This is a genomic window from Bradyrhizobium erythrophlei (genome assembly GCF_900129425.1).
In the GTDB taxonomy this organism is placed as follows: Bacteria; Pseudomonadota; Alphaproteobacteria; order Rhizobiales; family Xanthobacteraceae; genus Bradyrhizobium; species Bradyrhizobium erythrophlei_C.
The window spans coordinates 8,230,984-8,245,528 of sequence record NZ_LT670817.1; the positions used below are offsets into that span (position 1 = coordinate 8,230,984).

The 14,545-nt window shown below is 62.3% G+C and carries 10 protein-coding genes; 4 read left to right on the plus strand and 6 right to left on the minus strand.

Annotated features, from left to right (window positions below):
• Positions 1–201 precede the first annotated feature (201 nt).
• The 4 genes from fdxA to B5527_RS39200 all read right to left on the minus strand — a co-directional run bounded on the left by fdxA (position 202) and on the right by B5527_RS39200 (position 6,004).
• On the minus strand, positions 202–540 hold the full coding sequence (gene fdxA / locus B5527_RS39180) for a ferredoxin FdxA (protein ID WP_029585061.1): 339 nt from the start codon (positions 538–540) through the stop codon (positions 202–204).
• A gap of 124 nt (positions 541–664) precedes the next feature.
• Positions 665–934 (minus strand): RNA-binding S4 domain-containing protein, encoded by a 270-nt coding sequence (locus tag B5527_RS39185; protein ID WP_079606266.1) that lies wholly within the window; start codon positions 932–934, stop codon positions 665–667.
• 23 nt (positions 935–957) lie between these two features.
• Complete coding sequence (locus B5527_RS39190; protein WP_079606267.1) at positions 958–4,488, minus strand: helicase-related protein; 3,531 nt, start codon at positions 4,486–4,488, stop codon at positions 958–960.
• Positions 4,489–5,191: 703 nt separating this feature from the next.
• On the minus strand, positions 5,192–6,004 hold the full coding sequence (locus B5527_RS39200; RefSeq protein WP_079607844.1) for a DUF3108 domain-containing protein: 813 nt from the start codon (positions 6,002–6,004) through the stop codon (positions 5,192–5,194).
• 391 nt (positions 6,005–6,395) lie between these two features.
• Between B5527_RS39200 and rpmB the strand changes: the two genes are divergently transcribed.
• The 4 genes from rpmB (at position 6,396) to B5527_RS39220 (ending at position 13,021) form a co-directional block, all read left to right on the plus strand.
• Positions 6,396–6,704, plus strand: a complete 309-nt coding sequence (gene rpmB, locus B5527_RS39205; RefSeq protein ID WP_079607845.1) for a 50S ribosomal protein L28 — start codon at positions 6,396–6,398, stop codon at positions 6,702–6,704.
• A 159-nt stretch (positions 6,705–6,863) separates the two neighbouring features.
• Entirely contained in the window at positions 6,864–8,405 is a 1,542-nt protein-coding gene (locus tag B5527_RS39210) for a type I restriction-modification system subunit M (RefSeq protein WP_079606269.1), read from the plus strand.
• Entirely contained in the window at positions 8,402–9,586 is a 1,185-nt protein-coding gene (locus B5527_RS39215) for a restriction endonuclease subunit S (RefSeq protein ID WP_079606270.1), read from the plus strand. Before B5527_RS39210 ends, B5527_RS39215 begins: the two co-directional genes overlap by 4 nt.
• Before the next feature lie 12 nt (positions 9,587–9,598).
• Complete coding sequence (locus B5527_RS39220; protein ID WP_079606271.1) at positions 9,599–13,021, plus strand: DEAD/DEAH box helicase family protein; 3,423 nt, start codon at positions 9,599–9,601, stop codon at positions 13,019–13,021.
• A 788-nt stretch (positions 13,022–13,809) separates the two neighbouring features.
• Here the strand turns inward: B5527_RS39220 and B5527_RS39230 are convergent.
• Positions 13,810–14,214 carry a BA14K family protein gene (locus B5527_RS39230; RefSeq protein ID WP_245332428.1) on the minus strand — a complete coding sequence of 135 codons (405 nt, stop codon included), beginning with the start codon at positions 14,212–14,214 and terminating at the stop codon, positions 13,810–13,812.
• Positions 14,202–14,540, minus strand: coding sequence for a hypothetical protein (locus tag B5527_RS39235; protein ID WP_172842803.1), 339 nt, complete (start codon positions 14,538–14,540; stop codon positions 14,202–14,204). The genes B5527_RS39230 and B5527_RS39235 overlap by 13 nt, the downstream gene beginning before the upstream one ends.
• Positions 14,541–14,545: the final 5 nt, after the last annotated feature.

A 14,545-nucleotide genomic window follows, 5' to 3' on the forward strand; every position in this document is an offset into this window, starting at 1 on the left:
AGCCTGCGCGCGGAACTGCCACGCCCCTGTTCGATGTTTTCACGGGAACCCATAGGGGCCATTACAACGCGGCTGACGGGTTCGGCTTGTAATGTGCCCAATATAGCACATTTTCCGCAAAAATCAATGATTTAGGCCGGATCAAGGGCTTCGCGCGGCCGGTTGAGCCGAATCAACGGGATTAGGGTTAAGTTGAACCCGTCAGTCGCCGGTACCAGGTGCTGGAGAAAAATATTTCTCGAACTTACCTTCCATGCCCTCGAAATCCTTGGCGTCGGGCGGGGATTCCTTCTTCTGGGTGATATTCGGCCAGCTCTTGGCGTATTCGGTGTTGACCTCGAGCCACTTCTCCAGACCGGGCTCGGTGTCCGGCTTGATGGCGTCGGCGGGGCATTCGGGCTCGCACACACCGCAATCGATGCATTCGTCGGGATGGATGACCAGCATGTTGTCGCCCTCGTAGAAGCAGTCGACGGGGCAGACTTCAACGCAATCGGTATATTTGCATTTAATACAGGCTTCAGTGACGACGTAAGTCATCCAAGACTCCGGAACGGGACCAATTTTGAGTGGTTTGCGTAGCGCAGGAAGTCCGAAGCCGCAAGGAAGCAAAATGCCTTCGACAACCGTTTTCAAACGGCCCCGCGCATACCCCCATAGATAGTTACTCCGGCCGCCCTTGCAAATCGTCGTACAGCACGCGCGCGGCCGACGCGTCGCCCCGCCGCTCGGCAAATCCGACCACCTTGAGGATGCGGACGCTGCGATCGAGCCCGATGGTCAGCACGTCGCCGGGCTTCACGGCATGACCGGGGGCCTTCTCGCGCACGCCATTGATGCGGACATGACCGGCCTCGACCAGCGCGGCCGCGCTGGTGCGGGCCTTTACCACCCGCGCGTGCCACAGCCATTTATCGAGACGCTGGCGCTCCAAGCGACACCACTTCGAGAATGGATCTAGCGATCCTTGCGGTTGGCGGTGAGCTGCTCCCGCAGCGCCGCCAGTTTGGCGAAAGGCGAATTGGGATCGACCGGGCGCTCGCGTTCGCGCGGCGCCGCACTCGTGGCATACTGCCGGTGCGAGGGTCCGCTGTCGCGCTTGTCGCGACCACCCTTGTCGCGACCGCCCTGCTCGCGGCCGCCCTTGTCGCGGCCGCCGAATTTGCCTTGAGGTTTGCCTTGAGGCCGGTCGCCTTCCCGGCCCTTGTCCTTGTCGCGGCCCCCAAAACGCTCGCGCGGCGGGCGGCCCTCGTCCTTGCGCGGTTCGCGGACGACCGGCGCGCCTTCGGCCGGCGCTGCCGCGGCGGCTTCGACCGGCGCATCGGGGCGCGGTTTGCGGAAATCCTGGTTGCGATCGCGCCGTCCGCGCCGATGCCGCTCGTGTTTGACGGCCTCGCCGGGCTCGCCGGCAGCAACGGCGGGTGCGGCACCCTCCGCGGGACGATCCTGATGGCCCTGGTGGCGGTGACGGCTGCGATCATGACGCGGCCGGCGCTCTTCCGGCCGGCCGCCGGGGCGCCAGACATCGACCATTTCGGGTTCGGCGGGCGCGGCGACCGCGGCGGGCTCCGCAGCGGCGGCGGCTGCCTCTGCTGGTGCCGCATCGCCGCTTACCGTTTCCGTTGCCGTTTCGACGGCGGCATGATCGTGAGGGGCGTCCGCTGCTGGCGCTTCTATCGAAGCCGCAGGTTCCGGCTGGGCTTCTTCTGATGCGGCTTCGACGGTCGCGGGTTCATCCGCGCTCGCATCAGCGGAGAATGCGACTTCCGGCAGCAATGTCGCCGACGGTGCTGCGATCTCTTCGCTCACCTGCGGCATATCGCTGGTGATATCGGCGATATCGGCGGTTTCAGCGGCCGCCACGGGCTCTGGCGCAACGGCTTCGGCAGCCGCGCTTTCCGCGGACACCGCCTCCGGCGACGAAATCTCCGATGATGCGGCGTCAAGCGGCGCGGCTTCGGCCGGAGCCTGCTCCGCGGCCACGGCCTCGACCGGTGCCGGCACCGGTTTCGGCGGCGGCGCCGGGCGGCGCTCCATGCGATAGCCGAGCGCGCGCAGGATCGAGGCGAAATCCTCGCCGGCCGAACCGGTCAGCGAGGTCATCGCCTGCGTCACGACAAAACCACGGCCATCGAAGGCGCCGGCGGGCTTTGCGCCCAATGAGCCTTCGCGCCATGACAGCGCCGGACGGATCAGATCGGCGAGACGTTCCAGGATATCGACCCGCACCGCGCGCTCGCCGCATTGCCGGTAGCCCAGCACACGATAGGCGTCGCGGTCGAGCAGCTTGTCGACCGGGAATGAGGTGCGGCCGCTGCCGGCGAGATGCTGCGCGCCCGACAGCGCCGACATGTCGACATTGTCCAGCTTGAGCGCCCACAATAGCGACGCCAGCGCGCGCGCCGCGGGCTTCAACAGCGCCGGAAGGTAGATGTGATAGGCCCCGAAGCGAACGCCGTATTTGCGCAACGACGCCCGCGACGGCTGGTCGAGATCCTTCATCTCGGCCGCGATCTTCGAACGCTCCAGCACGCCGAGCGCCTCGATCAGTTGAAACGCGATGCCGCGCGCGATGCCGGTGATGTCCTCGGCCTTGTTGAGGTCGAACAGCGGTCCCAGCAGTTTTTCGATATGGGTCTTGAGCCACAGATCGAGCCGCGTCTGCACCGCTTCGCGCGGCGCGCCGCTCAGCCGATCGTCGGCAACGATGCGCAGCCGCGGATGCAGCGCGTCGTCGGCGCCGACCAGTTTTGCCACGGCATCGCCGGTCCAGCGCAGCGTGCCGTCGGACGCCAGCACGAACTGCTCGTCGGGTGCTGCCGACAGTTTCTCGGCGCGGGCGTCGATTTCCCCCGCAAGCGCCTTGAGCGCGGTCGCCTGCAACGCCTTGGCGTCGGAGCCGGCTTCCGCCGCCTCGGGAGCAAAGGTGAATCCGTCGAGACGGCCGATCACATGGCCTTCTACGATCACTTCGCCGGTCTTGCCGATTTCCGTATTCAACATCGTGTTTTCCCGCAGGCGGCGCATCAATACACTGGTCCGCCGATCAACGAAACGCTCCGTGAGCCGTTCATGGAGCGCATCAGACAATTTATTTTCAACTTCGCGCGTGATTCCCTGCCAATGCTCGGGATCGGCCAGCCAGTCCGGGCGGTTGGCGACGAAGGTCCAGGTCCGGATCTGCGCGATCCGCCCCGACAGCGTGTCGATATCGCCGTCGGCGCGATCGGCCTGCTCGACCTGGGCGGCAAACCAGGCGTCCGGTATCCGACCCTTCTTCATCAGGAATTCGAACAAGGTCGTCACCAGTTCGGCATGGGCGGCCGGCGCGATCTTGCGGTAGTCCGGTATCTGGCAGGCGTCCCACAACCGCTCCACCGCGGCTGCGCCATGCGCCATCTCGCGCACATCGGCATCGCGCGCGGCGTGATCGAGCACCCGCAGATCCTCCGCGATCGGGGCGCGGGTCAGCGCCTCATGCGTGGGCGTCAGCGCCAGCGACACCTGCAGCGCGCCGAGCGAGGTGAAATCCAGCTTCGAATTGCGCCATTGCAGCACTTTGACGCTGTCGAACGTATGGTTCTGCAGCGCGTTGACCAGTTCCGGCTCGAACGGCGCGCAGCGGCCGGTGGTGCCGAAGGTGCCGTCGCGGGTGGCGCGCCCGGCGCGGCCGGCGATCTGCGCGAATTCGGACGGATTCAAGCGGCGGAATTGATAGCCGTCATATTTGCGGTCCGACGCAAACGCGACGTGATCGACGTCGAGGTTCAGCCCCATGCCGACCGCATCGGTTGCGACCAGATAATCGACGTCGCCGGACTGGAACATCGCGACCTGCGCGTTGCGGGTGCGCGGGCTGAGCGAGCCCAGCACCACCGCGGCGCCGCCATGCTGGCGGCGGATCAGTTCGGCGATCGCGTAGACTTCGTCGGCCGAGAACGCCACGATCGCGGTGCGCCGCGGCTGCCGCGTGAGCTTGCGGTCGCCGGCGAATTCGAGCTGCGACAATCGCGGCCTCGTGACGATGCTGGCGCCGGGCAGCAGCCGCTCGATGATCGGGCGCATGGTGGCCGCACCCAACAGCAGCGTCTCGTCACGGCCGCGCCGGTGCAGGATGCGATCGGTGAAGACATGGCCGCGCTCGAGATCGGCGGCGATCTGGATTTCATCGACCGCGAGAAACGAGACGTCGATATCCCGCGGCATCGCTTCCACAGTGGAAACCCAGAACCGCGCCTTCGGCGGCTTTATCTTTTCCTCGCCTGTGATCAGCGCCACCGAATCGACGCCGGTGCGATCGACGATCTTGTTGTAGACCTCGCGCGCCAGCAGCCGTAGCGGCAGGCCGATCACCCCCGAGGAATGCGCGAGCATCCGCTCGATCGCCAGATGAGTCTTGCCGGTATTGGTGGGCCCGAGCACTGCGGTGACACCGGCGCCGGGGGCCCGTTCGCTCGCGAACGTGGGCAGATGGGACGAAAAGGTCATGTTTTCAAGGATGTTTCTGCGTCGCTGGCGTTTGACGCGTATTCCGCAAAGGTGGCTACCGGTTTTGCGATTGGAATATGCGCACAGTTAAAACTGTCTCACAATGCGACGCGGCGGGGTCGCGGCTTAGGTTCTGGAACGAGTCCGGAACGAATCGCGCCCGAATCGCTGACTCCGTGCTCCCCGGTTTCGTTCACCGCAACATCTCGCGTGGACCAGTCATATTCGGCACTAGATCAAGTTTGAACGGGCTCGACAAGCCACGGAAACAGCGTGAATTCCTTAATCGAAACGAGAACGCGGAGTCGAATCAGAAGCGCGCAAGAGTCAAGCGCGAACTCCGTCCGGAATGCCGATTCGCCGACACCGGCAGCGGCCATCCAAAACTCGTCATGCGCGGGCTTGACCCGCGCATCCACGTCTTTGCCAAACGCAAAAAAGGAAGACGTGGATGGCCGGGTCAAGCCCGGCCATGACGGGAACCGGTGCTTTCCCCTCTCCCCTTGTGGGAGAGGGTGGCTGCGATGCGAAGCATCGCAGACGGGTGAGGGGTCTGTCTCCGCGGATAGAGACCCCTCATCCGGCGCGCTTTGCGCGCCACCTTCTCCCACAAGGGGAGAAGGGGAAAAGGCGATCGCCCGGCCATGACGAAGAGAAGAGATGGATTGCCGGGTCAAGCCCGGCAATGACAAAGGAATTTCCCTCACTGCGTCTTGGCGACGCGCGGTGGCGTGGCCTGGGTGATGAATTGGGTGGCTTCCAGCATTGCGGGGCCGAGCGGGGTCGGGATCTTCATCCAGAACGGCACCAGGATGCGGGTGCCGGCGACCGGCGCGAAGGCGATCTCGATGTGGCGCTGGGCGGCGAGATATTTGATCACGGCGCGGTCGGGGATATAGCCCGCGACGGGAGAGAAATACACCGCGCACACCAAAACCGGGCCCTGATAGCCCTTCTCGGCCCTGACCGTCTCCATCCGCTTGAAGTCGAGCGTCAGATCGTAGCGCATGCGGCCGTCGAAGATCGCGGCCCCGGCGCGGCACGCCTCGGGCGTCAGCGGATCGGCGGTGCCGGGCACCCGCAGCATCGCTCCCGTCATCGGATCGTAGACGCCGCGGCGATGCGCATCGGTGACCGGAAGCCGGTCGGGATCGACGGGAGGTACCGGGTCGATGCCGTATTCTTTCACATTGCCGTTGGCCAGCACCATGTGGATCGCCTCGGTTTTCTTCGAGGTCGTGGTGGAGGCGGCATAGTTGGTCGACACCAGCGCGCCGTTGACGACGCGGCCTTGGGCTGCGCCGGTGCCGGAGCCGCCGGTGAACGCCTTCAACAATCCCGAGGTGCCGCCGGAGGCGGACGCCGAAAACGAATCCTCTGAGATATCGATGGTCCAGGCGCCCTTGCCGACGGGAATACCGGCCAGCGACGCTTCATAGCGCGCGTCGAGCCGGCCCTGGGCGGAGGCGGAAGGCGCCAGCGCCGTCAGCACCAGCGCCCCGGCGCACAGGCCCATGACCCGCAGCGCCATTTTTGCCAGCCAGGGCGAAATCATCCGGTACGTGGTCACTGATTGGCCGTCCTCAACTTCGCGCGGTAATTGATCATTTAAGCAAAAACGTCCGGCAAACAACGGGCCGGCCTGCATTTCGCGCAAATCGCGCCAAACCGCGTAAAGCAAGCAGTGAAACAGGATGTCGGCGGCGAATACGCCGTTTATATGATGGCTAAAGCCCTAGGGAACACCGGCGAAACCGGCATTTCCGGGCCTCGGAACCGGGCCCAAACCTTGACGCCCCGCGCCTTCGGTCTTATAGGTCCGCGGTTCCCTGGATGGACATGATTTTGAACCCCCGCGCGGCGCCCGCATGGCACCGGAGGGCGGGGATGGAAGAGGGTTTCTGCAGATGTCGCGGCGCTGTGAACTGACGGCCAAGGGCCCGCAGGTGGGCCACAAGGTAAGCCACTCCAATATCAAGACCAAGCGCCGGTTCCTGCCGAACCTGTGCAACGTCACCTTCATCTCCGACGCGCTCGGCCGCAACGTGCGCCTGCGCGTCTCGACCAACGCCATCAAGAGCGTCGATCACCGCGGCGGCCTCGATGCCTTCCTGATCAAGGCCAAGCCCGACGTCCTCTCGCCCCGCGCGCTGGAGCTGAAGCGCGCGATCGAGAAGAAGACCGCGAAGGCGGAGCCGGTCGCGAAGGCGGGGTGAGCGGCTCGCGTTAGACTGCGTTAGCGGTTGAGAGTTTTGAAACGGCCGGGTCGAAAGACCCGGCTGTTTTTGTTTTGGAGGGATGGGCGGGTCGCCACGCTTCGTCTTCTTTGAAACCTTTGCTATTGCAGCTTCCGAGACATCAAATCGAGGGCCGGCATGCTGACGGGTGAACTTCGCTCCAAGATCGACAACGTCTGGAACGCCTTTTGGGCGGGCGGCATCGCCAATCCGCTCGAGGTGATCGAGCAGATCACCTATCTCCTGTTCATGCGCGGGCTGGATGACTTGCACACGCTCGAAGAGAACAAGGCCAATCGACTCAAGAAGCCGATCGAGCGCCGAATATTCCCGACAGGAAAGGACAAGATCGGCAAGGGCGGCGGCATCGCCTATGAGGACATGCGCTGGTCCAGGCTGAAGAACAAGGACCCGGCGACGATGTTCGAGATCGTCTCCGAGCATGTCTTCCCGTTCCTGCGCAACATGGCCGAAGCCGATACGGCCCACGCCGCACATATGAAGGGTGCCCGATTTACCATTCCAACCCCTGCGCTGCTCGCCAAGGTGGTCGATCTTCTCGCCGAAATCCCGATGGAGGATCGCGACACCAAGGGCGACCTCTACGAATACATGCTGTCGAAGATCGCCACCGCCGGCCAGAACGGCCAGTTCCGCACCCCGCGCCACATCATCGCGCTGATGGTCGATATGATGGCGCCCGGGCCGAAGGATGTGATCTGCGATCCCGCCTGCGGCACTTGCGGCTTCCTGGTCGCGGCCGGCGAATATCTGCGCGAAAACCACCCCAAACTGTTTCAGGAAAAGCAGTCGCGCAATCATTTCCACGAGGAGATGTTCCACGGCTTCGACTTCGACGGCACCATGTTGCGAATCGGTTCGATGAACATGACGCTCCACGGGGTCGATAATCCCGACATCCGCTACAAAGATTCGCTGGCGCAGGAACATGCCGGCGATTCCGACCGCTACAGCCTCGTCCTGGCCAATCCGCCGTTCGCCGGCTCGCTCGACTACGAGACCATCGCGAGAGACCTGCTCGCGGTCGTCAAGACCAAGAAGACCGAGCTTCTGTTCATGGCACTCTTCCTCAAGCTGCTGAAGCCAGGCGGCCGCGCGGCGGTGATCGTGCCGGATGGCGTGCTGTTCGGTTCCTCCACGGCGCACAAGGAAATCCGTCGCACGTTGGTGGAGGATCACCGGCTCGACGGTATCGTTAAGCTGCCGTCAGGCGTATTCCGACCCTATGCCGGCGTCTCGACAGCGATCGTCCTATTCACGAAGACCAATTCGGGGGGCACGGATCTGGTCTGGTTCTATGATTGTCAGGCAGACGGATTTTCGCTGGACGACAAGCGGACTCCGCTGCTCGCATCTGAAAAGATCGGACCGAGAGCGAAGCTCAACAAAGACGAACACGCAAAGAACAACCTGCCGGACATCGCCGCGCGCTGGTCGCAACGTGGTAGCGCAGAGGGTAAGCGCCAACGCACCGCGCAAAGCTTCTGCGTGCCGAAGGCCGAGATAGCTGCGGCCGGTTACGACCTCTCGATTAATCGTTACAAGGAAGTCGTGCATGAAACGGCCGAGCACCGACCACCGAAGGAGATCATCGCCGAACTGAAGGCGTTGGAGAAGGAGACCGCATCTGGGCTGGAAGAATTGGAGAGGATGCTTTGAGGGCCCCTACTGTCTCGCTTGGAGAGGTCTCGCATTCGATTGTTGATGGCCCATTCGGTTCGAATTTGAAGATCTCTGATTATGTGGAGACTGGCGTTCCAGTGCTTCAGGGAAAAAATATCACTGGTGATCAATTCGTATGGAAGGAGGTTCGCTACGTAAGCCCCACGAAAGCCAAAGAGTTGGCTAGAAGTTCAGTTGAGATCGGAGATCATCTTGTCATAAAAATCGGTTCGATTGGATACTCAGCGATTATCGACCATCTGAACGGTCATCCCATCGCTATCATACCGGCAAATTTGGCCCGCATACGTCCCAATCGACGGTTGATCGACGACCGCTACCTTCATCACTGGCTGGTGTCCGGTGAAGCCAAGAGATATTTTGTCGGCGTCGCATCGACGACGGCGCAGCCGGCGTTAAGCCTAACCAAAATCAAAGAAGCCCGACTCCCTCTCCCCCCGCTCGATGAGCAACGGCGGATAGCGGCAATCCTGGACGAGGCGAATGCACTGCGCCGCAAGCGCAAACGTGCGATCGACCTGCTCGACAGTCTTACGCAGTCGATCTTTCGGGAGATGTTTGGTTTTCGGAAAGATCCTGTTTATGAACTGAAGGATGTGGTGAAGAAGGGAACCATCGTAACCTACGGCATAGTGCAAGCTGGGCCGGAGTTTCCCGGTGGTATTCCCTACATCCGAACTGGCGATCTAGTGGATGGAAACATTCAGATCGGAGGCCTAAAGCGCACAGACCCCGCTCTCGCGGCGCGTTTTTCTCGGTCACGTGTTGACGCCGGTGATATCGTTATGAGCATTCGCGCAACCGTGGGGACAACTGCAGTCGTGCCGCCGGCACTCGAAGGCGCAAACCTCACACAAGGCACAGCTCGCATCGCGCCAGGAGACAATGTTCAGCTCCACTATCTTCTTGAGTATATACGAACTGAAAGCACACAGCGTTGGATTGCCGCTCAAGTAAAGGGAGCAACGTTTCTTGAGATAACTCTGGGGCGGCTTCGGGAGCTCCCGGTTGCGGTGCCTCCTCTAGATCTGCAGAATGAATTCTCGAACATTGTTATGAAGGTTCGCCGTGAACAGACGCGCAGCGTTCGACAAGCTGCTCTTGCAGATTCACTCTTCTTTTCCCTCCAATCCCGCGCCTTCTCCGGTCTCCTCTAACTCGGACAAACCATGTCCAACTTCGCCTTCCTCGCTCTTGAATTTCCTGCCGTGCACGAGGCGGCGGTGGAGGCGGAGCGTCAGGCTGCGGTGTCCCCGACGGCGGCGGCCTTCTTCGCCGGCAAGGCGGTCGAGGTCGCAGTGAAATGGGCATTCCGCACCGATCCCGGACTGAAGCTGCCCTATCAGGATAATATATCCGCGCTCTTGCATGAACCGAGCTTTCGCCACGCCGCGGGCGAGGCTGTGTTTGCCAAAGCGAGATACATCAACACGCTGCGCAATCGCGCGGTGCACGAAGAAAAGACCATCAGCCCCGGCGACGCCACGGGCGCCGTGAAAGAACTGTTTCACGTCTGCTTTTGGCTCGCCCGCACCTATGCGCGCAAGGCAAAGCCGGCCGATGGCCTCGCTTTCGATGCTTCCGCACTTTCGCGCCGCGACGAGGTGCTGAAGAAGGCCTTCGTTCAACTTAAGGCGCAACAAGCCGAACTCGACGCCAAAAACGGCGAACTGACCAAACTTCTGACCGACAAGCAAAGCCTCGACGAGGAATTGAGCACGCTTCGCGCCGCCGTCGCCGCCGCGCGCAAGGCCAGCGAAGCCAAGCCCGATACTCACAATTACAACGAAGCCGAAACCCGCGACCGCTATATCGACCTTCTCCTGCGCGAAGCCGGCTGGGCACTCGACAAGCCTGACGACCTCGAATTCCGGGTCGAGGGCATGCCGAACAACGAAGGCATCGGCTTTGTCGATTACGTGCTGTGGGGCGCCGATGGCAAGCCGCTGGGCCTCGTCGAGGCCAAGCGCACCCGCAAGGATGCGCGGGTAGGCCAGCAGCAGGCCAAGCTCTACGCCGACTGCCTGGAGGCGCGTTTCGGCCAGCGCCCGGTGATCTTCTATTCCAACGGCTACGAGCACTGGATCTGGGACGATACGCGCTATCCGCCTCGTGAAATCGGCGGCTTCTACAAGCGCGACGAGCTTGAGCTTGTAGTCCAGCGCCGCACCGGCCGGAAGAAGCTCGGTTCGGAAGCGATCAACCGGAAGATCGTCGAGCGTCCCTATCAGCACCGGGCGATCCGCAACGTCGCCCGCAGTTTCGAGCAGGACGGCGAGCGCAAGGCGCTGCTGGTGATGGCGACGGGCTCCGGCAAGACGCGCACCGTGATCGCGCTGGTCGATCTCTTGATGCGCGCGGGCTGGGTGAAGCGGGTGCTGTTTCTTGCCGACCGGGTGGCGCTGGTGAACCAGGCGGCCGGCGCCTTCAAGGCGCATCTGCTCGATGCCGCACCGGTCAATCTCGTCACCGAACGCACCAGCGACGGGCGGACGTTTCTCTCGACCTATCCGACCATGATGAACCTGATCGACGGCAAGCAGGAGGGCAAGGCGAAATTCGGCCCCGGGCATTTCGACTTGATTGTCATCGATGAGGCGCATCGCTCGGTCTATCAGCGTTTTCGGGCGATCTTCGAATACTTCGATTCGTTCCTGGTCGGGCTTACAGCTACGCCCAAGGACGAAATCGACAAGAATACCTATTCGCTATTCGACCTCGAAGACGGCGTGCCGACCGACGCCTATTCGCTCGACGAGGCGGTGGCCGACGGCTGGCTGGTGCCACCGAAGGCGATCTCGGTGCCGTTGAAAATCGTGCGTTCAGGCTTGCGCTACGTCGACCTGAGCGAGGAGGAAAAAGACCAGTGGGACATGCTGGAATGGGGCGAGGATGAAATCCCCGACGGCATCGAGGCGGCCGAGGTCAACAAGCGGCTGTTCAATGAGGACACAGTCGACCGCGTCATCGCCCATTTGATGCAGAATGGCATCAAGGTTGAAGGCGGCGACCGGCTCGGCAAGACCATCATCTTCGCCAAGAATCAGGACCATGCCCTGTTCATCGAGAAGCGTTTCAATGCGGCCTATCCTGCGCTCGCCGGACATTTCGCCCGGGTCATCACCCACAAGACCGGAGCTTATGCGCAGACGCTGATTGACGATTTTTCAAAGAAGACGAAGGCACCGCACATCGCCATTTCGGTCGATATGCTCGACACCGGCATCGACGTGCCTGAGGTGGTGAACCTCGTGTTCTTCAAGCAGGTTCGCTCAAAAACAAAGTTCTGGCAGATGATCGGCCGCGGCACCCGGCTTTGCGAAGATTTGTTCGGTCCGGGCCAGCACAAGGAATTCTTCCGCGTCTTCGATTATTGCCAGAACCTCGAATTCTTCGGCGCCAACCCGGAACTGAAAGAGGCAAGCGCGGCGAAGTCGCTGTCGGAGCGATTGTTCGCGGCCAGAATCGATCTGGTGCGCGCGCTGGACGAGAAACAGTCCAAGTCCAGCGAGTTTTCCGAACTCGATCAGAAGCCATATCAGCCGACGGGGGACCAAGCCCCGCCACCGACCGAGCAGGAGATTCGAGCGGAAGCACTGAATACCTTGCAGGGCACCGTTGCCGGGCTAAACCTGGAAAACTTCATCGTCCGCCAACATCGCCGCACCGTCGAAAAATACCAGAAGCCGCAAGCGTGGCTGCCGATCGACGACGAGAAGCGCAAGGAGTTGGTCGATGAGATCGCGCCGCTTCCTTCGGAAGAGGGCCTCGGGACCGAGGAAGCAAAGCGCTTCGATCTCCTGATGTTCTCGCTGGAACTGGCGCTGCTGAAGGGTTCAAAGCGGTTCGACACCCTGCGCAAGCAGCTCCTTGAAATCGCCTCGGCGCTGGAAGACCAGACCGGTATCCCAGCTATCGCGCATCAGGCGGTGCTGATTGAGGAGATTCAGACGGATCAGTGGTGGGAGGGCGTCACCGTACCGCTGCTCGAACTGGTGCGGCTGCGCTTGCGCGATCTCGTCCAGCACATCGAAAAGTCGAGAAAGGCGGTGGTGTATTCGAACTTCATCGACGAGATCGGTGATGGCATCGAACACCTGTTGCCGCAGGTTGGCGAAGCGGACTTCGCGCGTTTCAAGCAGAAGGCCCGACATTTCCTCAGAGCACACGAGGACCACATCGTGCTTCACAAGCTGCGGCAGGGCAGACCGCTCACGCCAACCGACCTGACCGAACTTGAAAAGATGTTGCTCGACGCCGGCGTCGGCGAAGCCGGCGATATCGAACGCGCGCGCCAGACAAGTCATGGCTTTGGGCGCTTCGTCCGCTCGCTGGTCGGGCTGGAGCGCGCAGCAGTCCGCGACGCTTTCGGCGAATTTCTGGCAGCAGGTATCGCGACGGCGGCTCAGATCGAGTTCGTCAACATGGTCATCGAGCATCTGACCGACCAGGGCGTGATGGACCCGGCGCTGCTTTATGAGCCGCCCTTCACGGACATCGCCCCCACCGGCCCCGATCAACTCTTTGATGAGGAACGGGTAACGCGGCTGTTTACGAAAATCCAGGCCATCAACGACAGCGCCGTGGCCTGAGATATTTTTCTGATTTTCAGAAACTATTATTGACCATCCACCCAAATCACCTCTATATCCTCCGCCATCCTGTTCCACTCAGAGGGGCGTTTCGCGAACGTCACGGACGCGGGGCGGGGTGCGGTGGACGCGGCGGCGCGCTTGACGGGCGTTGCTTGCAGCGGACGGCGAAGACGTGTGGTCCTGATACCTCGACGCTGGTGTCAAGTTGGCGGATTAATCCGCATAACGACGGTGGCAAGAAAGCCGATCACCGGGGAGAGCACGGTATAAGCCGTAAACCATTGCGCGGGGAATGCCGGATGATTCCGGTGACTCGCTGTGAATACTCGTGTGCATACTTACTACCCTAGCGCACACGAGGCTGCGGGTGCATCGGGCGCCCGGCATTTCCCGCGCCCTCTGATTGGAGAGGGCGGAACGAGCAGGTCAAACCTCGCGCAAAGCATGCGGCGAGATCGCGGACTCATATCTTGGCGTCATTGCGAGCGCAGCGAAGCAATCCACTCTTGTTTACTTGTTGCTCTATGGATTGCTTCGCTGCGCTCGCAATGACGGTCTTGCTGTTTGAAAATTGAATCGGTTTTCCCGGAGTCATTCCGGGGCGATGCGAAGCATCGAACCCGGAATCTCGAGATTCCGGGTCTGGTGCTGGCGCACCATCCCGGAATGACGGCGGGGGCTTTGGATTGCTTCGCGGAGCCTGTCATCGAGCGCGCGTTTGCGCGACCCGTTGATTCGCAAGACGCATGACGAGCGCGGTGGCGTCTCGCGCTATCGACATCCCCTCATCCGCACCGGTAGCGGGTGCCATTCCTGCCGACGAAGGTGCCGGAGGCCGGGTCGTAGGAGCGATAGCGCCGGGCGCACCAGGCCTGGTCGCGGGGCGATGCGGCGGCGACCCGCGGCGGCGGGGTGTCGGTGGCGTGCTGCGGGTTGAAGCCGAACAGGCCGGCGGCGCCGATCCACACGCCGGGGGGATAGGCGGCGAAGTCGCCGGGATAGAATCCGTTGGTGGGAAAATCGCGGACGTCGTCGCGGCCGTCGAAAAACCAGATAATCGGGCTCGCCTGCGCGTTTGGCAGATTCGCAGGGGAGTGGGGCCCGGGCCGGACCTGCTGCGCCAGCACCGGCGTCATCGCCGCCGACGCCAGACCAACCGCGGCGGTAACCAGGAGTGTCAGTTTGCGCATAGCGGCATCCTCAATAACCAGCAAGGCCGATTGCTTCGCCAATCGCCTTTCCATCCCGTCAGCCGGCCGCGGCGGAATTGCAGATAGAGGCCGTCATTGCGATCCGACAAGGCCGCGCCCTTGACATTGGCGAGAGCGAGGAAGAGTTCGTTGCCGGGGCGGCCGCGCACATAGTTCAGCGGCACGCCCAGTACCCGCGAAACCTGGTCCACATCCATGCCGAAGGCGAGCGGGGTGTTGTTCGGCGCCGTCGCCGTGAACACGGTTTGCGCGCGCGCGGCCGAAAGCCCGCCGCCCGCCATCGCCGCCACCAGGATCGCCGCCATCAACC